Here is a 19,089-nt window from a genome sequence, read left to right as displayed (position 1 = left end):
CGGGCGCGGCGGATCGCCACCATCGGGGCTAGTCGCTCGGATCGGGCAACACGCGCAGATGCCCGCGGCGCCGTCCGGACCGATGCTCGGGCGGTGCCAGCACGCTGCTGCTGGGCGCGGTCGCCTGGGCGCCGCCGTGATGGAGGTGCGCATCGGCGAAGCCGTTCACCGGTGTCACGGCGCACGGCACGCCGCGATTGCCGCCCTCGCGCACCGCGTCCGCGAGAGCGACCAGGTCGTCCTCGTCGGGATGGGCGGGCTCGGAAAGGAGGGGTCCGGCGTGGCGCACCAGCTCCCATCCGCGGGGCGCGGTGATCCGGCCGGCATGATTGACGCACAAGTCCCAGGAATGCGGTTCCCGCGCGGTCGCCAACGGACCGACGACTGCCGTCGAGTCCGAATAGACGAACGTCAGGGTCGCCACGGCGTAGTGCGGGCACCCGGGCCGGCAACAGCGACGGGGAACGTTCACGAGCGAAAGGCTATCGTGCGCAAACGCCCCGGAAGCGCCGGACACGCGCAACTGGCCGGCCCTCGATGTGCAACCGTTACCATCGGCGCGTGGGCGATTCGCGCAGCTCCCCGCGAAGAGATCGGTTTCACGACGGATCGGCCCCGCGCCGAGCCGCCGGCCATCGACTCTTCCGCCGCGGCCGCGATATGCGCGGCCCGCTATTGCCGCCGACCGTGCCGGGCTGGCGCAGCCGCGCCGAGCGGTTCGACATGGCGGTGCTGGAAGCCTACGAACCCATCGAGCGGAGCTGGCAGGACCGGCTGAGCGAATTGGACGTGGCGGTCGACGAGATTCCGCGCATCTCGGCCAAGGACCCCGACAGCGTGCAGTGGCCACCCGAGGTGATCGCCGACGGGCCGATCCCGCTGGCGCGCTTGATCCCGGCCGGCGTCGACACCCGCGGTAACTCCACGCGGGCGCGAATTGTGTTGTTCCGCAAGCCGATTGAACGACGAGCGAAGGACACCATCGAGCTCGGCGACCTGCTGCACGAAATCCTAGTGGCTCAGGTCGCCATCTACCTCGACGTTGAGCCGTCGGTCATCGATCCGACGATCGACGACGAATAACTTTCCTGGCGCGCCGAGCGTTCGAGCGCTGCGCGCGCGGTGCGAGCAGCGTGCGTCAGATTATGCCGCGCTTGAGGCGGCGGCGCTCGCGTTCGGACAAACCGCCCCAGATTCCGAAGCGCTCGTCGTGCTCGAGGGCGTACTCGAGGCATTCATGACGGACCTCGCAACCCAGGCAGATTTTCTTTGCCTCGCGGGTGGAACCACCCTTTTCCGGGAAGAAGGCCTCGGGGTCGGTCTGGGCGCACAGCGCGCGGTCCTGCCACTGATCGGCGGCCGGCTCGGGCATGGGCTCGGGCTCGAAAGCGATTGGGGCGTCAGGGACCACGGTCAAATGGGGCCGAGCGGGGCGGTCCAGTGCCGGGTCGATGTCGGTGTGCGGCGTGCTCGCCATAGCGCTTCGAAACGTTTCGTAAGACATACGGTCGTCCGCCTCCTCAGCTGGATTGAGAGAGAGATTCATTGGTTTCCCACTGTTCTGATGTAACAGCCAATTCGAACAAGTGATCGAATCTCGGTCTGCGACACCGGAGTCGGCCGGCCAACCGGGAAATGACACTGTTGTGATTAGACACGGGTTGATCTGCCGGGTCAAGCACTTCGGCGCATTTCCATACCATCTCGTGATCGAATTTCGGCGTTTCTGTTGTTTTGGGCCTTCGGCGTGTTGATCACACAGCCCTCAACTTTCCCACGAGTTGCCACAAGCGGTGGGGAACCGCAACTTTGAGGCACCCCCGACGGGCCCGCCACGGCGCGCTCGCCGGGCAGTACTGTCGTGCAATGTGAAGGTCACCGTTCTGGTCGGTGGGGTTGGCGGCGCCCGCTTCCTGCTGGGTGTTCAACAGCTGTTCGGGCTCGGTCAGTTTCAAACGCAACGGCATCCGGACCCGGAACCCGGCAGCCACGAACTGAAGGCCATCGTCAACATTGGCGATGACGCCTGGATCCACGGACTGCGAGTCTGCCCCGATTTGGACACCTGCATGTACACCTTAGGTGGAGGTGTAGATCCGGAGCGAGGGTGGGGGCACCGCAACGAAACCTGGCACGCCAAAGAGGAATTGGCGCGCTACGGGGTGCAGCCGGACTGGTTCGGACTCGGCGACCGGGACCTGGGCACCCACCTGGTCCGCACCCAGATGCTTAACGCCGGCTATCCCCTCTCACAGATCACCACCGCGCTGTGCGACCGCTGGCAGCCCGGCGCGCGGCTGCTGCCCGCCAGCGACGACCGCTGCGAGACCCACGTGGTGATAACCGATCCCGACGACGGCAGCCGGCGGGCCATCCACTTTCAGGAGTGGTGGGTGCGCTACCGCGCCCAGGTGCCCACCCACAGCTTCGCGTTCGTCGGCGCCGAAAAGGCGGCCGCCACAACCGATGCCACGGCGGCCATCGCGGACGCCGACGTCATCCTGCTGGCGCCGTCGAACCCGGTCGTGAGCGTCGGCGCCATCCTGGCCGTCCCCGGCATCCGCGGCGCGTTGCGCGCCGCGCGCGCCCCGATCGTCGGCTACTCCCCGATCATCGGCGGAAAGCCCTTGCGCGGCATGGCCGATGCCTGCCTGTCGGTGATCGGGGTCGAATCCACCGCCGAAGCGGTCGGCCGCCATTACGGCGCGCGCCGCGACACCGGCATCCTGGACGGCTGGCTGGTGAGCGAGGACGACCGCGCCGACATCGACGGCGTGGCCGTGCGCTCGGTGCCGCTGGTGATGACCGACCCGAAGGCGACCGCCGAGATGGTCCGCGCCGGGCTGGACCTGGCGGGGGTGAGCCCGTGACGACACCGCCGGGCGAGCACGGCGCCGCCGCAGCGATCGAAATCCTGCCCGTGGCCGGGCTGCCCGAATTCCGGCCCGGCGACGATCTAGGTGCGGCCCTCGCCGCGGCCGCGCCGTGGCTGCGCGACGGCGACGTCGTGGTGGTCACCAGCAAGGCAGTGTCCAAATGCGAGGGCCGGCTGGTGCCGGCGCCGCGCGACCCCGAGGAGCGCGACCGACTGCGACGCAAGCTGGTCGACGACGAAGCCGTCCGGGTGCTGGCCCGCAAGGGCCGGACCCTGATCACCGAGAACCGGATCGGCCTGGTGCAGGCCGCCGCCGGCGTGGACGGATCCAACGTCGGGCGCGACGAACTCGCGCTGCTGCCGGTCGACCCCGACGGCAGCGCCGCGGCGCTGCGGACCGCGCTGCGCGAGCGGCTCGGGGTCGAGGTCGCCGTCGTCATCACCGACACGATGGGCCGCGCCTGGCGCAACGGCCAGACGGACGCGGCCGTGGGCGCGGCGGGACTGGCTGTGCTGCACGGCTATTCGGGGGCCGTCGACCAGCACGGCAACGAGCTGCTGGTCACCGAGGTGGCGATCGCCGACGAGATCGCCGCGGCCGCCGATCTGGTCAAGGGCAAACTGACCGCGATGCCCGTGGCGGTGGTGCGCGGCCTGGCGGTGACCGACGACGGGTCGACGGCGCGGCGGTTGTTGCGGCCGGGCACCGAGGACCTGTTCTGGCTCGGCACCGCCGAGGCCCTCGACATGGGCCGGCGCGAGGCGCAGCTGCTGCGCCGCTCGGTGCGCCGGTTCAGCGCCGAGCCGGTGCCGGCGGACCTGCTGGAGGCCGCCGTCGCCGAGGCCCTGACCGCGCCGGCTCCCCACCACACCCGCCCGGTGCGGTTCGTCTGGCTGCGGACCCCGGCCACCCGGACCCGGCTGCTGGACCGCATGAAGGACAAGTGGCGCGCCGACCTCGCCGGTGACGGCCGGCCCGCGGACTCGATCGATCGCCGGGTGGCGCGCGGCCAGATCCTCTACGACGCGCCCGAAGTCGTCATCCCGTTCCTGGTGCCCGACGGCGCCCACTCCTATCCCGACGCCGAGCGCACCGGCGCCGAGCACACCATGTTCACCGTGGCGGTCGGTGCGGCCGTGCAGGCCCTGCTGGTCGCCCTGGCGGTGCGCGGGGTGGGCAGCTGCTGGATCGGGTCGACGATCTTCGCCGCCGACCTGGTGCGCGCCGAACTCGACCTGCCCGCCGACTGGGAGCCCTTGGGCGCCATCGCCATCGGCTACGCCGCCGAACCGGCCGGGCCGCGCGATCCGGCGCAGATCGGTGATCTGCTGATCCACAAGTGATACTGAGCCCATGACGTTCGCGGGCAAGGCGGCGGCCACGGCCGACAAGGTCCGCGGCGGCTACTACACCCCCGCGCCGGTGGCCCGCTTCCTGGCCGGCTGGGTCCGCGCGGCCGGGCCCAGGATCGTCGAACCCTCCTGCGGCGACGGCGCCATCCTGCGCGAGCTGGCCCGCCGCAGCGACCAGGTCCGCGGCGTCGAGCTGATCGAGAGCGAGGCGGCCAAGTCGCGCCGGTTCGCGCCCGTCGACCACGCGAGCCTGTTCGCCTGGCTGGCCACCGCCGAGCCCGGCGGCTGGGACGGCGTCGCCGGCAACCCGCCCTACATCCGATTCGGCAACTGGCCCGCGCACCAGCGCGATCCGGCGCTGGAGCTGATGCGGCGCGAGGGGCTGCGCCCCACCCGGCTGACCAACGCCTGGGTGCCGTTCGTGGTCGCGAGCGCCGTGCTGGCGCGCGACGGCGGACGGGTGGGACTGGTGCTTCCTGCCGAACTGCTCCAGGTCAGCTACGCCGCCCAGCTGCGCGAGTTCCTGCTGAGCCGATTCCGCGAGATCACCCTGCTGACCTTCGAGCGCCTGGTGTTCGACGGCATCCTGCAGGAGGTCGTGTTGTTCTGCGGTGTGGTGGGCCCCGGGCCCGCGCGCATCCGCACCGTGCACCTGCCGGACGCCGACGCGCTGGCGCGCGCGGACCTGGACGGCGAATGGGCACCGGCGCTGCTGCACGAAAACGAGAAGTGGACCAAGTACTTCTTGGACCCCGCCGCGATCGGGCTGCTGCGCGCCCTCAAGGGATCCGGCGCCTTGCCCAGGCTCGGCTCCGTCGCCGAGGTGGACGTCGGCATCGTGACCGGGCGCAACGCCTTCTTCACCTTCACCGACGCCCGCGCCGGCGAGCTGGGGTTGCGGCCGCACTGCGTCCCGCTCGTCTCGCGCAGCGCCCAGCTGTCCGGACTGATCTACGACAACGATTGCCGGACAAGCGATGTCGCCGCCGGGCACCGCAGCTGGCTGCTCAACGCGCCGCGCGAGCCGGCCGACGCCGCGCTGAGCGCCCACATCCGCGCCGGCGAAGCCGCCGGGGTGCACCGCGGCTACAAGTGCTCGATCCGCAAGCCCTGGTGGCGCACGCCGTCGCTGTGGCAGCCCGACCTGTTCCTGCTGCGCCAGATCCACCGGGCGCCGCGGCTGACCGTCAACGCCGCCGCGGCCACGAGCACCGACACCGTGCACCGGGTGCGCCTGAGAACCGACGTCGCCCCGGCCGCGCTGGCCGCGGCCTTCCACAACAGCGTGACGTTCGCCTTCGCCGAGATCCTGGGCCGCAGCTACGGCGGGGGCGTTCTAGAGCTCGAGCCCCGCGAGGCCGAGGAGCTGCCCATCCCCCCGCCGGCGCTCGCCGATGCGGAGCTCGCCTGCGACGTGGACCTGTTGCTGAAGGCCAACGAGACCGACAAGGCGCTCGACGTCGTCGACCGGCGCGTGCTGATCGACGGGCTGGGACTGCCGGCCGAGGTGGTGGCCGGCTGCCGCGCGGCGTGGGCGTCGTTGCGGGACCGGCGCAACCGGCGGGGGTCGCGATGAGCGTTCGGGAGTCGGCGATCGCGCTGCTGTCCGGCTGGGAACCGCCCGACGCGGCCCAGGATTCGTTGCGGCACGCCGTGCTGGCCTTCGTGCACGCCCGCGGCGACGCCTGCCAGCGCGAGTGCGTGCCCGGCCACGTCACCGCGTCGGCGCTGGTGCTCGACCACTCCGGGGACCAGGTGCTGCTGACCCTGCATCGCCGGCTGGGCCGGTGGGTGCAGCTGGGCGGTCACTGCGATGACGACGACAGCGACATCGTCGCCGCGGCGCTGCGCGAGGCCACCGAGGAGTCCGGGATCGAGGGGCTGCGCATAGGACCCCGACTGGCCGCGGTGCACGTGCATCCGGTGGTCTGCTCGCTGGGCGTGCCCACCCGCCACCTGGATCTGCAGTTCGTCGCGCATGCGCCAGCCGGGGCGCGGATCGCGATCAGCGACGAGTCCGAGGACCTGCGGTGGTGGCCGGCCGGCGCCCTGCCGGACGGGACCGATTACGCGCTCGAGTATTTGGTCGCCCAGGCCACGCGCCCGTAGCCACCCACCGAGTGTGAAGTTAGTTTCACGCTGGCAGCCGAGCGTGAAATTAGTTTCACGCTCGGCACATCCCGCTCCCTCACACGTCGGACGAGTAGCGGATCCCGCCGTCGGGAATCGACACACCGGGCCACACCCGGGCCCCGCGCAACAGCTCGCAGCGCGCCCCGATGTCGGCGCCGTCGCCGATCACCCCGTCGCGGATCAGCGCCCGCGGGCCGATGCGCGCGCCGAACCCGATGATCGAGCGCTCGATCACGCTGCCCGCCTCGACCTTGACGCCGTCGAAGATCACCGCGCCGTCCAGCCGCACCCCCGGGCCGATCTCGGCGCCGCGCCCGACGACCGTCCCCCCGACCAGCACCGCGCCCGGCGACACGGCCGCGCCGTCGTGCACCAACTGCTCGCCGCGGTGGCCGTGCAGGGCCGGCGACGGCGCGATGCCGCGCACCAGATCCGCCGAACCGCGCACGAAGTCCTCCGGGGTGCCCATGTCGCGCCAGTAGCTGGCGTCGACATAGCCGCAGACCTTGACGCCGGGATCGGCGAGCAGCGCGGGAAACACCTCGCGTTCCACCGACACCTCCCGGCCGCGCGGGATCCGGTCGATCACCGCGCGCGAGAACACGTAGGTGCCGGCGTTGATCTGGTCGGTCGGCGGGTCCTGCGTCTTCTCCACGAAGGCGGTGACCCGGCCTGCGTCGTCGGTGGTCACGCAGCCGAACGCCCGCGGGTCACCGACCCGGACCAGGTGCAGGGTGACGTCGGATTCCTGGGCGGAGTGGAAGTCGAGCATCTGGCCCAGGTCGGCCCCGGACAGCACGTCGCCGTTGAACACCATCACCGTGTCGTGGCGCAGGTGCCCGGCGACGTTGGCGATGCCGCCGCCGGTGCCCAGCGGGTGCTCCTCGGTGACGTATTCGATCTGCAGGCCCAGCTTGGAGCCGTCGCCGAACTCCGCCTCGAACACCGCGGCCTGATACGACGTGCTGAGGATGACGTGCTCGATGCCCGCCGCCGCGACCCGCGACAGCAGATGCGTGAGGAACGGCAGCCCCGCGGTGGGCAGCATCGGCTTGGGCGCCGACAACGTCAGCGGCCGCAGCCGGGTGCCCTTGCCCCCGACCAGGATCACCACATCGACTTGCGGACCGCCCGCGGGATCTGCCACCTCAGTGTCGCCCTTCTAGGAGTTTCTGCCGCCCGGCCGCGCGCACCGCACTGCGCACCATCAGGCGGGACCGCACCGCCAGCGAGGCGCGCAGCGTCCAGCGCAGCGGAGCGCGCAACCAACCGGAATGCCGGTCGGCCAGGAACATATACGTGCTCTTGTGGTGCGCGGCCAGGTGGTTGGCGGGGTCCCCGCCGGTCGAGTGGCCCTTGTGGTGCAGCACCTCCGCCGACGGCACGTAGACGGACAGCCAGCCGGCCTTACCGAGCCGGTCGCCCAGGTCGACGTCCTCCATGTACATGAAGTAGCGCTCGTCGAACCCGCCGATCTGGCCGAACGCCGACCGGCGCACCAGCAGGCACGACCCCGACAGCCAGCCCACCGGCCGCTCGCTGGGCTCCAGGCGCTCCTGGCGGTATGCCGCCGACCACGGATTGCCCTTCCAGAACGGCCCGACGACCGCGTGCATGCCGCCGCGGATCAGGCTGGGCAGGTGGCGGGCCGACGGGTACACCGACCCGTCGGGATCGCGGACCAGCGGGCCCAGCGCCCCGGCGCGGGGCCAGCGCGACGCGGCGTCGAGCAACGCGTCGATGCTGCCCGGGCCCCACTGCACGTCGGGGTTGGCGACGATCACCCAGTCGGCGTCGCGGTCCAATTGCGCGACGGCGCGATTCACCGCCGTCCCGTAGCCCAGGTTGGCGCCGGTGTGGAACAGCCGGACGTTGGGGTAGCGCTCGACGGCCGCCTGCGGGGTGCCGTCGGTGGAGCCGTTGTCGGCCAGCAGCACGCACACCTCGCGCTCCGTGGCCAGCGACAGCGAGGCCAGGAAGCGCTCCAGGTGCGGGCCCGGTGAGTAGGTCACCGTCACGACCGGCAGGACGTCAGTCACGCGTAGAGGGTAACGGTCGATCGGCCGCGACAGCGCCGGCTGCGTCGGTTTGCGAGGCGGCCAGCGCCGCGACAAGCGCGGGGCGCCAGGGCCGCAGCGGCCGCAGGCCCGCCGCGACGGACTGACCGCTGCCCAGCGCCGAATAGACCGGCCGGGGGGCCGGCCGGGGGAAGCGGTCGGTGGAGACCGGTCGCACCCGCTGCGGGTCGGCGCCGCATTCCTCGAAGACCGCGCGGGCCTGGTCGAACCGCGAGCACGCGCCCTCGTTGGCGGCGTGCAGGATCGGCCCCGGCACGCGGTCGTCGACGATCTGCAACAGCGCGGCGGCCAGGTCACCCACGTAGGTCGGCGAACCGGTCTGGTCGTCGACCACGTCGATCGGTCCGTCCCCGGCGGCCAGCCGGCGCATGACCGCTACGAAGTCCTTGCCGGTGCCGCCGGTGTAGACCCAGGCGGTGCGGACGACGACCGCCTCGGGCAGGGCCGCGAGCACGGCGCGCTCCCCCGCGACCTTGCTGCGGGCATAGACGCCCTGCGGCGCGGTCTGGTCGGTGGGCTCGTACGGCCGGGGCGCGGCGCCGCCGAAATCCCCGTTGAACACGTAGTCGGTGGAGACATGGATCAGCTGGGCGCCGGCCTTCGCGCAGGCCACCGCGATGTGGCCGGGGCCGGCTTCGTTGACCGCGAACGCGCCGGCCTCGTCGGTCTCGGCGGCGTCGACGTTGGTGTAGGCCGCGCAGTTGATGACGACGTCGCCGCGCTGCACGATCCGCTCGGCGGCGTCGGGATCGGTGATGTCCCACTGCGACGACGTCAGCGCCAGCGTGTCGCGGCCCTGCCTCGCCGCCAACGAGGTCAAATAGCCGCCCAGCTGCCCACCGGCGCCGGCGATCACGAGTCTGGCTGACATGGTTCGAGTCTGGCATGGCCCGGAAGGCCGGGACGCAGCCCGGGGCACGCGGGGCGCCGGCTACCCGTGAAGCCCCTGTGTCGCAAGTAATGTAGTGGGATGCCTGTGCAACGTGTGGTTCGTGTGATTGCCACCGCGCTGACGCTCGCGGTCGTCCTCGGCACCGGGATCGCGTGGACCAACGTGCGGTCCTTCGAAGACGGCATCTTCCACATGTCCGCGCCCTCGCTGGGCAAGGGCGGCGACGACGGCGCCATCGACATCCTGCTGGTCGGCCTCGACAGCCGCACCGACGCGCACGGCAACCCGTTGTCCCAAGAGGAACTGGACACGCTCAAGGCCGGCGACGAGGAAGCCACCAACACCGACACGATCATCCTGATCCGCATCCCCAACAACGGGCGCTCGGCCACCGCGATCTCGATCCCGCGCGACTCCTACGTCGCCGCTCCGGGCCTGGGCAAGACCAAGATCAACGGCGTCTACGGCCAGACCCGGGAGGCCAAGCGCACCGCGCTGGTCCGGGCCGGGGCCTCCGCCACCGAGGCCGCCGCGCAGGGCACCGAGGCCGGCCGCGAGGCGCTGATCAAGACCGTCGCCGACCTCACCGGCGTCACCGTCGACCACTACGCCGAGATCGGCCTGCTGGGCTTCTCGCTGATCACCGACGCCCTCGGCGGCGTCGACGTCTGCCTCAAAGAGCCGGTCTTCGAACCGCTTTCGGGCGCCGACTTCCCGGCGGGCCCGCAACGACTCAGCGGCCCCGAAGCGCTCAGCTTCGTGCGTCAGCGCCACGAGCTGCCGCGCGGCGACTTGGACCGGGTGGTGCGCCAGCAGGTGGTGATGGCCTCGCTGGCCCACCGGGTCATCTCCGGCAAGACGCTGTCCAGCCCCAGCACGGTCAAGCGGCTCGAGGCCGCCGTCCAGCGCTCGGTGGTGATCTCGGCCGGCTGGGACGTGATGGATTTCGTGCAGCAGATGCAAAAGCTGGCCGGCGGCAACGTCGCCTTCGCCACCATCCCGGTGCTCGACGGCGCCGGCTGGAGCGATGACGGGATGCAGAGCGTGGTGCGGCTGGACCCGCATCAGGTCGCCGACTGGGTCGGTGGGCTGCTACACGAGCAGGAACAGGGCAAGACCGAGGAGATCGCGTACACCCCGGCCAAGACCACAGCCAGCGTCGTCAATGACACCGACATCAACGGATTGGCCGCCGCGGTGTCGGATGTGTTGAGCGCCAAGGGTTTTGCCGCCGGCACGGTGGGTAACAACGACGGCGGTCACGTCAAGGCCAGTCAGGTGCGCGCCGCCAAGAGCGACGACCTGGGGGCCAAGGAGGTCTCCAAGGAACTGGGCGGGCTGCCGGTGGTCGCCGACACCTCGCTGGCGCCGGGCTCGGTGCGGGTGGTGCTGGCCAACGACTACAGCGGTCCGGGTTCGGGCCTGTCGGGCGACGCGACGATCATGCCCGCGAAGGTGTCCACCGCCGGCGCGGTGGCGGCCGATCCCAAGGTTCCGGCGCCGTCGCCGATCCTGACCGCGGGCTCCGACAAGCCCGAGTGCATAAACTGACGACCTGTGCCGCAACCGATCACGCTGAGCGGGGCCATCCTCGATCCGATGCTGCGGGCCGATCCGGTGGGACCGCGCATCACCTACTACGACGACGCCACCGGCGAGCGCATCGAATTGTCCGGGGTGACGCTGGCCAACTGGGCCGCCAAGACCGCCAACCTGCTGCGCGACGAGCTGGGCGCCGGGCCGGCCAGCCGGGTGGCGATCCTGCTGCCCGCGCACTGGCAGACGGCGGCGGTGCTGTTCGGGGTCTGGTGGATCGGCGCCGAGGCGGTGCTGGCGGGCCCGGGCGACCTGGCCGCCGACCTCGCCCTGTGCACGGCCGAGCGACTCGACGAGGCGGATGAGGCGGTGGCCGGCGGCGAGGTGGCGGTGCTGTCGCTGGACCCGTTCGGCCGCCCGGCACCCGACCTGCCGATCGGGGTGACGGACTACGCCACCGCGGTGCGGGTGCACGGCGATCAGATCGTGCCCGAACCGCGGCCCGGCCCGGCGCTGGGTGGGCGATCGGTGGACGAGGTACTGGCCGATTGCCAAAGATCAGCCGCGGCAAGGGGTTTGACGTCCGGCGACCGGGTGCTCTCCGGCGCGTCGTGGCCCGGGCCCGCCGAGCTGGTGGATCACCTGCTGGCGATCCTGGCCGTCGGCGCCTCGCTGGTGCAGGTGGCCAACGCCGACCCGGCCGGACAACAGCGCCGCATCGGGACCGAAAAAGTCACCCGGGTGCTGTAGCGGTCCCGCGGCGCGGCGAGCCACGGCCGATACATATTGATATCGCTATATTTCGATGTTAACGTCGTGCAAGCATGGGCTAAACGCTGAGACGAAACAGGAGGGTTGCGGCGATGGCGGTGTACGGGCTCTTGGCGAAGGCGGCAGGCACGGTGGTCACCGGTTTGGTCGGCGTGACGGCCTACGAGGTGGTGCGCAAGGCCGTGGCCAAGGCGCCGCTGCACGAGACCGCGGTGAAGAGCGCCGAGCTCGGGCTGCGGGGCACCCGCAAGGCCGAGGAGGCCGCCGAGTCGGCGCGGCTGCGGCTCGCCGATGTCATGGCCGAGGCCCGCGAGCGCATCGGCGAAGAGGCCCCCACCCCGTCGGTCGCCGCCCCCCACGACCACGAGCACTGATCCCTTGACGCGGTCGAAAGACCCTGCGCTGCATGTTATTTCGGATGCAGCCGGACGCATGCGGGTGGCTGCCGGATGGGTGCGGGCCGACACCCGGCGCGCCGTCGCGGTCGAAGAGGCCGTCGCCAAGTGCGCGGGCGTGCGCGTGGTGCACGCCTACCCGCGCACCGGATCGGTGGTCGTCTGGTATTCGCCCCGGCGCTGCGACCGTTCCGCGGTGCTCGCCGCCATCGACGAGGCGGCGCACGTCGCCGCCGAACTGATCCCGACCCGCGCGCCGCACTCGGAGGAGATCCGCAACGCCGACGTGCTGCGCATGGTGATCGGCGGCGCCGCGCTGGCGTTGCTCGGGGTGCGCCGCTACGTCTTCGCGCGCCCGCCGCTGCTGGGCCCCAGCGGGCGGTTGTTCGCCGCCGGCGTCACCGTCTTCACCGGGTATCCCTTCCTGCGCGGCGCGCTGCGCTCGTTGCGCTCCGGCAGGGCCGGAACCGACGCGCTGGTCTCGGCGGCGACCGTGGCGAGCCTGGTGTTGCGGGAGAACGTCGTCGCGCTGACCGTGCTGTGGCTGCTCAATATCGGTGAGTACCTTCAGGATCTGACGTTGCGGCGGACCCGCCGGGCCATCTCCGAACTGCTGCGCGGCAGCCAGGACACGGCGTGGATCCGCCTCGACGACGACAACGAAGTGCAGGTGCCGATCGACACCGTGCAGATCGGCGACGAGGTGGTGGTCCACGACCACGTGGCCATCCCGGTCGACGGCGAGGTGGTCGACGGCGAGGCGATCGTCAACCAGTCGGCGATCACCGGGGAGAACCTGCCGGTCAGTGTGGTGGTGGGCGCGCACGTGCACGCGGGTTCGGTGGTGGTGCGCGGACGCCTGGTGGTGCGCGCCAGCGCGGTCGGCAACCAGACCACCATCGGCCGCATCATCACCCGGGTCGAGGAGGCCCAGCACGACCGCGCGCCGATCCAGACGGTCGGCGAAAACTTCTCGCGCCGTTTCGTTCCCACGTCGTTCATCGTCTCGGCCCTCACGCTGGCGGTCACCGGTGACGTCCGGCGCGCGATGACCATGCTGCTGATCGCCTGCCCGTGCGCGGTGGGCCTGGCCACGCCGACCGCGATCAGCGCGGCGATCGGCAACGGCGCGCGGCGCGGCATCCTGATCAAGGGCGGCTCGCACCTCGAGCAGGCCGGCCGGGTGGACGCGATCGTGTTCGACAAGACCGGCACGCTGACGGTCGGTCGCCCGGTGGTGACCAATATCATTGCGCTGCACAAAGATTGGCAGCCCGAGCAGGTGCTGGCGTATGCGGCGAGCTCGGAGATCCACTCCCGGCATCCGCTGGCCGAGGCGGTGATCCGATCCACCGAGGAACGCCACATCACCATCCCGCCGCACGAGGAGTGCGAGGTCCTGGTGGGCCTGGGCATGCGGACCTGGGCCGACGGCCGCACCCTGCTACTGGGCAGCCCCGGGCTGCTGCGGGCCGAGAACGTGCGGGTGTCCAAGAAGGCCTCGGAGTGGGTGGACAGGCTGCGCCGTCAGGCCGAGACCCCGCTGCTGCTGGCCGTCGACGGCAAGCTGGTGGGGCTGATCAGCCTGCGCGACGAGGTGCGTCCCGAGGCCTCCGAGGTGCTGAAGAAGTTGCGCGCCAACGGTATTCGCCGCATCGTCATGCTCACCGGGGATCACCCGGACATCGCCGAGGTGGTCGCGGGCGAGCTCGGAATCGACGAGTGGCGCGCCGAGGTGATGCCGGAGGACAAGCTCGCGGCGGTGCGCGATCTGCAGGACGAGGGCTACACCGTCGGCATGGTCGGCGACGGCATCAACGACGCCCCCGCGCTGGCCGCCGCCGACATCGGGATCGCGATGGGGCTGGCCGGCACCGACGTTGCCGTGGAGACCGCCGACGTCGCGCTGGCCAACGACGACCTGCACCGGCTGCTCGACGTGGGTGACCTGGGCGCCCGCGCGGTCGACGTCATCCGGGAGAACTACGGCATGTCCATCGCCGTCAACGCCGCCGGGCTGATCATCGGCGCGGGCGGGGCGCTGTCCCCGGTGCTGGCCGCGATCCTGCACAACGCCTCGTCGGTGGCGGTGGTGGCCAACAGTTCCCGGCTGATCCGCTACCGGCTGGATGCGCCGCGCGGCGCGACGAACGGCGAACGCGCCGGCTAGGGGTTCAGCAGCCGCACTGCTCGCCGCGCCAGGCGCGCAGGCCCTGCCACAGCGCGACCCCGGCGATCGCCAGCCCGACGGCCGGGTCGATCCACCACGCGCCGGAGGTTAGCGCCGTCATCGCGAGGCCGATCAGCACCCCGGCGGCCTGCGCGGCGCACAGGTAGTTCTGGATGCCTTCGGCCTCGGTGGCCCCCGAGCCCAGCCGGGCGCCCAGCCGGTGGTTGGCCCGTCCCAGCACCGGCATGAGCACCAGCGCGAGGGCGGCCAGCGCGATGCCGATCACCGACGTCTCGGCGTGCTGTGCGCCGGCCAGCTCGCGGATCGACTCGGCGGCGATGTACGGGGCGGTCAGCCAGAACGATACCGCCACACCGCGTTGCGCGCGCCGTTCGGCGTTCTGGGACATAGCGCGCGTCCCGGTGAATCGCCACACCACCATGGCGCTGGCCAGCGCTTCCGACGCGCCGCCCAGGGCCCACCCGGTCAGGGCGACCGAGGACACCGACAGCCCCTGCAACAGCCCGACGACACCCTCGACGAGCACCACCGCCAGGCTGATCCAGGCCAACCGCCGGGCCCACGCGGCGCCGCGCCGCCAGTCGGCGTCGCGCGCCGCGACGCTGCCGCATTCTGCCGTGAGGGCAACCGAAGTGGTCATGGCGCGAGGTTAGCGGCGGCGCGGCCGCCCCCTCGGCCCGCAACGCCCGGCCGTGATCGATCTGTGTCGCACCTCGCGACCCGGTCCGCGGCGCCGGTAGTTATTGTGGCTAACCAGTAGATCGGAAGGGATTTCCTCGATGGCGCGCACCGACGACGACACCTGGGACCTGGCGACCAGCGTGGGAGCGACCGCCACCATGGTGGCCGCCGGGCGGGCCCGCGCCACCCTGGACGGGCTGATCGACGACCGGTTCGCCGAGCCGCTGGTGCGCGCGGTCGGGGTCGACTTCATGACCCGCTGGGCCGCCGGCGAACTGGACTCCGCCGACGTCGACGAGCCCGGCGCCCCGTGGGGCATGCAACGCATGACCGACATGCTCGCCGCGCGGACCCGTTACATCGACGCCTTCTTCGCCGAGGCAGGCGCGGCGGGCATCGACCAGGTGGTCATTCTGGCCTCCGGGCTGGACGCCCGCGCCTATCGGCTCGCGTGGGCGCCGGGCACCACGGTGTTCGAGATCGACCAGCCGCAGGTTCTCGAGTTCAAGGCCGCCACCATCGCCGAACTCGGCGCCGAACCCACCGCCGAGGTGCGCGCCGTTCCCATCGACCTGCGCCACGACTGGCCGGCGGCGCTGCGCCAGGCCGGCTTCGACACCGGGCGTCCCGCCGCCTGGGCGGCCGAGGGACTGGTCGGGTTCCTGCCGCCCGAGGCCCAGGATCGCCTGCTGGACAACATCACCGCCCTGTCCGCCGACGGCAGCCAACTGGTGGTCGAGGTCTTCGCGAACACGGGAATCAACGGGGACGCGCTGAACGCCGCGAGCGAGAAGTGGCGGCGCAACGGGCTGGACATCGCCCTGGGCGACCTCGGGTTCCCCGGCGAGCGCAACGACGTGGCGACCTATCTGCAGCACCGGGGCTGGCAGCCGGTCCGCACCCCGCTCAACCAGCTGCTGGCCAACACCGGCCTGCCGCTGCAGTCGACCGACCCCAATGCGCCCTTCGCCCAGAATCACTACTGCACCGCGGTGCTGAACAAGACGGGGTAGACGATGCCGAACAGCAAGCCCGCCAAGCCACTTGACGGATTCCGGGTACTCGACTTCACCCAGAACATCGCCGGCCCGATGGCCGGACAGGTGCTGGCCGACCTGGGCGCCGAAGTCATCAAGATCGAGGCGCCCGCCGGCGAGGCCGCCCGGCACATCACGGCGGTCCTGCCCGGGCGTCCCCCGCTGGCCACCCTGTTCCTCCCCCACAACCGGGGCAAGAAGTCGGTGATGGCCGACCTGCGCAGCGACGAGGCCAAGGAACGGATCCTGCGGCTGGTCGATACGGCCGACGTTGTGCTGGAAGGGTTTCGGCCCGGGGTGATGGAACGCATGGGCCTGGGCCCCGACGAGCTGCAGGCGCGCAACCGCAAGCTCATCTACGCGCGCCTCTCGGCGTACGGCGGCAACGGCCCGGAGGGCAGCAGGCCGGGCGTGGACCTGATGGTGGCCGCCGAGTCGGGCATGACCACCGGGATGCCCACGCCCACCGGCAAACCGCAGATCATCCCGTTCCAGCTCGTCGACGCCGCCAGCGGTCACGTGCTGGCCCAGGCCGTGCTGGCCGCGCTGCTCAACCGCGAGCGCCACGGCGTCGCCGACGTCGTGCGGGTCGCCATGTACGACGTCGCGGTCAGCCTGCAGGCCAGCCAGCTGACCATCCACCTGAACAAGCCGACCGAGGCCCCCACGCCGGATGCTGCACCGAAACCGAAGCGGCGCAAGGGAGTTGGCTTCGCCACCCAACCGTCGGACGCGTTCAAGGCCGCCGACGGCTACCTGGTGATCAGCGCGTACGTGCCCAAGCACTGGGACAAGCTGTGCGAGATCATCGGCCGCCCCGACATGCGCGACGACGAGCGGTTCATCGACCAGCGCGCGCGGGCGCTCAACTATCCCGAACTGACCGAGGAACTCGAAAAGGCGCTGGCCGCCAAGACCGCCGACGAATGGGTGCGCCTGCTCCAGGAGGGCGGCCTGATGGCCTGCCACGCCTACACCTGGAAGCAGGTGGTGAGCACCGCGCTGTTCGCCGAGAACGAGCTGGCCCTGCCGGTCGGCGAGGGCGCCGACGAAGTCACGGTAATCCGCACCCCGGCGCGCTATTCCAGCTTCGAGGCCGCATCGGCCGGCTGGGCCGCCGAGCCTCCCCCGGCCCTCGGCCAGCACACCGAGGAGTACCTGGGCGCGCCGCAGCCCGCGCCGTAGGCTTTCACGGCGTCAGCTTGACCACCCGGTCGTTGCCGCGGTCGGCGACGTAGACGCTCTGATCCTTGTCGACCGTCACCGCCAGCGGGGTGTTGAGTCCGGTGAAGCCGAGGACGGTCGCGGTCGTCGCCCCCGGCGGGTACTTCACCACGTCGCTCTTGTCGTGCTCGGTGACGTAGACGGTTCCGCTGTTGTCCACCGCGATGCCCCACGGCACGGACAGGTCATGAAATGGCAACTCCGACTGGGTGTTTGACGCCACGTCCAGCTTGACCACCCTGTTGTTGTCGGTGTCGGCGACGTAGACGTTGCCCGCCGGGTCGACGGCCACGCCGTCCGGATTGTTCAGCCCGTTGAACGGCAGCACGGTCTGGTTCTGCGACCCCGCGGCCAGCTTCACCACCCTGCTGTTGCCGCGGTCGGCGACGTACACCCCGCCCTGGCTGTCGACCGCCACACCCTCGGGATAGTTCAAACCGGTGAACGGTAGCGGCTTCTGATCGTTGGAGCCCGCCGCCATGCTGAGCACCCGGTTGTTGAAGTCGGCGACATACACCGTGCCCGCGCCGTCGACCGCCAGGCCCTGAGGCTGGTAGAGCCCGTTGAACGGCAGCACCGTGGTGGCGTCGGAACCGGCCGTCAGCTTCACCACCCGGCCGTACATGCCTTCGCTGGTGACGTAGACGTTGCCCGCGCCGTCCAGCGTCACCCCGCCCGGGGAGAGGCGGAAGTCAATCCCTTTGAACGGCAACACACTTTGGCCGCTGGCCTGCTTCGACGGTCCCGAGGATCCGGTGGACAGGTAGCCGACGACCGCCACCACGAAGGCGACCAGCGCGACCAGCGCGATGGCGCCGACGATGAGCCACTGCTTTCGCTTGTTGTCGGTCGGCGCGGCCGGGCGCCCGAAGTCCGGGGCGGGAACGTACGCGCGGCCGGAAGCCGTTGGGGCGGCGCGGATCAGCGACGGCCGAGGGCCGGACCGCTCGCCCCGGTTCGCGCCGCCGGCCGCCGGGGGCAGCGGTCCGGCCACGGTATCGGCGCTCGGCGACGAGGCGTACGAATCGTGGCCGTCGCGCAGGATCGTGCTGGCCTTGCGCTGCTCGGAGGTGGTCAGCGCGTCATGGGCGGCGGCGGCGAACTCGCCCGCGGTGCGATAGCGGTCCTCGGGGCGTTTGGCCATGCCCTTGGCGATCACCTGATCCAGGGCGGGCGGAAACGCGCCGGGGCGCAGCTGGCTGGGCGGCGGGGCCGTCTTGGTCAGATGCGCGGCGACCAGGCGTTCGACGGTGTCGGCCCGGTACGGCGGCGAGCCGGTCAAACACTCGCTCAACACGCATGCGAGCGAATAGATGTCGACGCTGTTGGTGACCTCGTCCTCGGTGAATCGTTCCGGGGCCATGTAGTAATACGTTCCGATCGCGGTCCCCACCTGGGTCAGCCCGGGATCGGACGCGGCGCGCGCGATGCCGAAGTCCGCCAGGTAGGCGAAGTCGCTGGGGGTGACCAGGATGTTGCCCGGCGTGACGTCGCGGTGCGTCACCCCGGCGGCGTGCGCCGCGTCCAGCGCGGCGGCGACCTGGCTGATGATCGCGATCGCCCGCGGCGCGGCCAGCGGCCCCTCCCGGTGCAACAGCGTGGCCAGATCGATGCCGTCGACGAGGCGCATCTCCACGTAGAATCGCCCGTCGATCTCGCCGTAGTCGTGGATCGGCACCACGTGCGGTTCGGTCAGCCGTCCCGCGATGTCGGCCTCGCGCTGCAGCCGGGCACTGAACTCCGCGTTGCCGGAGAACTGCTGCGAGATCAGCTTGAGGGCCACCAAGCGGCGCTTGCGGGCGTCCTCGGCCTCGTACACCTCACCCATGCCGCCCTGACGCAGAAGCCGCACCAGCCGGTAGGGGCCGAACCACGACCCACCCCTGGTGGCCGGCCCGCTATCGCTCACCGTCGAGCCTCCTT

General features: G+C 71.3%; 18 protein-coding genes. 11 read left to right on the top strand and 7 right to left on the bottom strand.

The features are described from left to right. Nucleotides 1–28 precede the first annotated feature (28 nt). Complete coding sequence (locus AC5Y5B_RS21720; protein ID WP_205869155.1) at nt 29–472, bottom strand: DUF3499 domain-containing protein; 444 nt, start codon at nt 470–472, stop codon at nt 29–31. A gap of 188 nt (nt 473–660) precedes the next feature. Between AC5Y5B_RS21720 and AC5Y5B_RS21715 the strand changes: the two genes are divergently transcribed. Beyond that, nucleotides 661–1,083, top strand: coding sequence for a metallopeptidase family protein (locus AC5Y5B_RS21715; protein ID WP_112634131.1), 423 nt, complete (start codon nt 661–663; stop codon nt 1,081–1,083). A gap of 55 nt (nt 1,084–1,138) precedes the next feature. Here the strand turns inward: AC5Y5B_RS21715 and AC5Y5B_RS21710 are convergent, their stop codons facing one another. After that, complete coding sequence (locus tag AC5Y5B_RS21710) at nt 1,139–1,477, bottom strand: WhiB family transcriptional regulator (RefSeq protein ID WP_066868492.1); 339 nt, start codon at nt 1,475–1,477, stop codon at nt 1,139–1,141. A gap of 391 nt (nt 1,478–1,868) precedes the next feature. Between AC5Y5B_RS21710 and cofD the strand changes: the two genes are divergently transcribed. Genes cofD through AC5Y5B_RS21690 form a run of 4 tightly spaced genes read left to right on the top strand, consistent with a single transcriptional unit; the run spans nt 1,869 to nt 6,337 of the window. Continuing rightward, nucleotides 1,869–2,870 carry a 2-phospho-L-lactate transferase gene (gene cofD, locus AC5Y5B_RS21705; protein ID WP_500006407.1) on the top strand — a complete coding sequence of 334 codons (1,002 nt, stop codon included), beginning with the start codon at nt 1,869–1,871 and terminating at the stop codon, nt 2,868–2,870. Continuing rightward, on the top strand, nt 2,867–4,219 hold the full coding sequence (locus tag AC5Y5B_RS21700) for a coenzyme F420-0:L-glutamate ligase (protein ID WP_500006404.1): 1,353 nt from the start codon (nt 2,867–2,869) through the stop codon (nt 4,217–4,219). The genes cofD and AC5Y5B_RS21700 overlap by 4 nt, the downstream gene beginning before the upstream one ends. A 10-nt stretch (nt 4,220–4,229) precedes the next feature. Continuing rightward, entirely contained in the window at nt 4,230–5,804 is a 1,575-nt protein-coding gene (locus tag AC5Y5B_RS21695) for an Eco57I restriction-modification methylase domain-containing protein (RefSeq protein WP_112634128.1), read from the top strand. After that, nucleotides 5,801–6,337, top strand: coding sequence for an NUDIX hydrolase (locus tag AC5Y5B_RS21690; RefSeq protein ID WP_112634137.1), 537 nt, complete (start codon nt 5,801–5,803; stop codon nt 6,335–6,337). The genes AC5Y5B_RS21695 and AC5Y5B_RS21690 overlap by 4 nt, the downstream gene beginning before the upstream one ends. Before the next feature lie 79 nt (nt 6,338–6,416). On the opposite strand, the gene manB is transcribed toward AC5Y5B_RS21690, so the two are convergent. The 3 genes from manB to rfbD are packed head-to-tail and all read right to left on the bottom strand — an operon-like array spanning nt 6,417 to nt 9,310. Then, on the bottom strand, nt 6,417–7,508 hold the full coding sequence (manB, locus tag AC5Y5B_RS21685) for a mannose-1-phosphate guanylyltransferase (protein ID WP_112634127.1): 1,092 nt from the start codon (nt 7,506–7,508) through the stop codon (nt 6,417–6,419). A gap of 1 nt (nt 7,509) precedes the next feature. Continuing rightward, nucleotides 7,510–8,400: a glycosyltransferase family 2 protein gene (locus tag AC5Y5B_RS21680; RefSeq protein ID WP_112634126.1), complete on the bottom strand. Its 891-nt coding sequence runs from the start codon at nt 8,398–8,400 to the stop codon at nt 7,510–7,512. After that, nucleotides 8,393–9,310 (bottom strand): dTDP-4-dehydrorhamnose reductase, encoded by a 918-nt coding sequence (rfbD, locus tag AC5Y5B_RS21675; protein WP_500006400.1) that lies wholly within the window; start codon nt 9,308–9,310, stop codon nt 8,393–8,395. The genes AC5Y5B_RS21680 and rfbD overlap by 8 nt, the downstream gene beginning before the upstream one ends. Nucleotides 9,311–9,409: 99 nt before the next feature. On the opposite strand from rfbD, the gene AC5Y5B_RS21670 reads away from it, so the two are divergent. The 4 genes from AC5Y5B_RS21670 to ctpC all read left to right on the top strand — a co-directional run bounded on the left by AC5Y5B_RS21670 (nt 9,410) and on the right by ctpC (nt 14,203). Next, the gene (locus AC5Y5B_RS21670) at nt 9,410–10,882 is read left to right on the top strand and encodes an LCP family protein (protein ID WP_500006399.1); all 1,473 of its coding nucleotides are present in this window, start codon (nt 9,410–9,412) and stop codon (nt 10,880–10,882) included. Nucleotides 10,883–10,888: 6 nt separating this feature from the next. After that, nucleotides 10,889–11,617 (top strand): TIGR03089 family protein, encoded by a 729-nt coding sequence (locus AC5Y5B_RS21665; RefSeq protein ID WP_500006398.1) that lies wholly within the window; start codon nt 10,889–10,891, stop codon nt 11,615–11,617. Between the two features lie 113 nt (nt 11,618–11,730). Next, nucleotides 11,731–12,012, top strand: a complete 282-nt coding sequence (locus tag AC5Y5B_RS21660; protein WP_112634123.1) for a DUF1490 family protein — start codon at nt 11,731–11,733, stop codon at nt 12,010–12,012. Nucleotides 12,013–12,070: 58 nt separating this feature from the next. After that, the gene (ctpC, locus tag AC5Y5B_RS21655; protein ID WP_500006397.1) at nt 12,071–14,203 is read left to right on the top strand and encodes a manganese-exporting P-type ATPase CtpC; all 2,133 of its coding nucleotides are present in this window, start codon (nt 12,071–12,073) and stop codon (nt 14,201–14,203) included. A 4-nt stretch (nt 14,204–14,207) separates the two neighbouring features. Here ctpC and AC5Y5B_RS21650 read toward each other — a convergent pair whose 3' ends face one another. Further along, nucleotides 14,208–14,864: a cation efflux transmembrane domain-containing protein gene (locus AC5Y5B_RS21650; protein WP_500006395.1), complete on the bottom strand. Its 657-nt coding sequence runs from the start codon at nt 14,862–14,864 to the stop codon at nt 14,208–14,210. A 139-nt stretch (nt 14,865–15,003) separates the two neighbouring features. Here AC5Y5B_RS21650 and AC5Y5B_RS21645 point away from each other — a divergent pair, with 139 nt between their 5' ends. After that, nucleotides 15,004–15,918, top strand: a complete 915-nt coding sequence (locus tag AC5Y5B_RS21645; RefSeq protein ID WP_112634120.1) for a class I SAM-dependent methyltransferase — start codon at nt 15,004–15,006, stop codon at nt 15,916–15,918. A 3-nt stretch (nt 15,919–15,921) separates the two neighbouring features. Next, nucleotides 15,922–17,127: a CaiB/BaiF CoA transferase family protein gene (locus AC5Y5B_RS21640; RefSeq protein ID WP_500006393.1), complete on the top strand. Its 1,206-nt coding sequence runs from the start codon at nt 15,922–15,924 to the stop codon at nt 17,125–17,127. 4 nt (nt 17,128–17,131) lie between these two features. On the opposite strand, the gene AC5Y5B_RS21635 is transcribed toward AC5Y5B_RS21640, so the two are convergent. Further along, on the bottom strand, nt 17,132–19,075 hold the full coding sequence (locus tag AC5Y5B_RS21635; RefSeq protein WP_500006392.1) for a serine/threonine-protein kinase PknD: 1,944 nt from the start codon (nt 19,073–19,075) through the stop codon (nt 17,132–17,134). Between the last annotated feature and the right edge of the window lie 14 nt (nt 19,076–19,089).

It is taken from the genome of Mycobacterium sp. NGS33, from assembly GCF_059812885.1.
Note: the sequence above shows the minus strand (reverse complement) of the source record. Positions and strands in the feature narration are given on the sequence as shown.

Coding starts and splice junctions, on each gene's coding strand:
- AC5Y5B_RS21715 (WP_112634131.1), top strand. CDS start 661: ATGCGCGGCCCGCTATTGCCGCCGACCGTGCCGGGCTGGCGCAGCCGC.
- AC5Y5B_RS21710 (WP_066868492.1), bottom strand. CDS start 1,477: ATGGCGAGCACGCCGCACACCGACATCGACCCGGCACTGGACCGCCCC.
- AC5Y5B_RS21695 (WP_112634128.1), top strand. CDS start 4,230: ATGACGTTCGCGGGCAAGGCGGCGGCCACGGCCGACAAGGTCCGCGGC.
- AC5Y5B_RS21690 (WP_112634137.1), top strand. CDS start 5,801: ATGAGCGTTCGGGAGTCGGCGATCGCGCTGCTGTCCGGCTGGGAACCG.
- rfbD (WP_500006400.1), bottom strand. CDS start 9,310: ATGTCAGCCAGACTCGTGATCGCCGGCGCCGGTGGGCAGCTGGGCGGC.
- AC5Y5B_RS21670 (WP_500006399.1), top strand. CDS start 9,410: ATGCCTGTGCAACGTGTGGTTCGTGTGATTGCCACCGCGCTGACGCTC.
- AC5Y5B_RS21660 (WP_112634123.1), top strand. CDS start 11,731: ATGGCGGTGTACGGGCTCTTGGCGAAGGCGGCAGGCACGGTGGTCACC.
- ctpC (WP_500006397.1), top strand. CDS start 12,071: ATGCGGGTGGCTGCCGGATGGGTGCGGGCCGACACCCGGCGCGCCGTC.
- AC5Y5B_RS21650 (WP_500006395.1), bottom strand. CDS start 14,864: ATGACCACTTCGGTTGCCCTCACGGCAGAATGCGGCAGCGTCGCGGCG.
- AC5Y5B_RS21645 (WP_112634120.1), top strand. CDS start 15,004: ATGGCGCGCACCGACGACGACACCTGGGACCTGGCGACCAGCGTGGGA.
- AC5Y5B_RS21640 (WP_500006393.1), top strand. CDS start 15,922: ATGCCGAACAGCAAGCCCGCCAAGCCACTTGACGGATTCCGGGTACTC.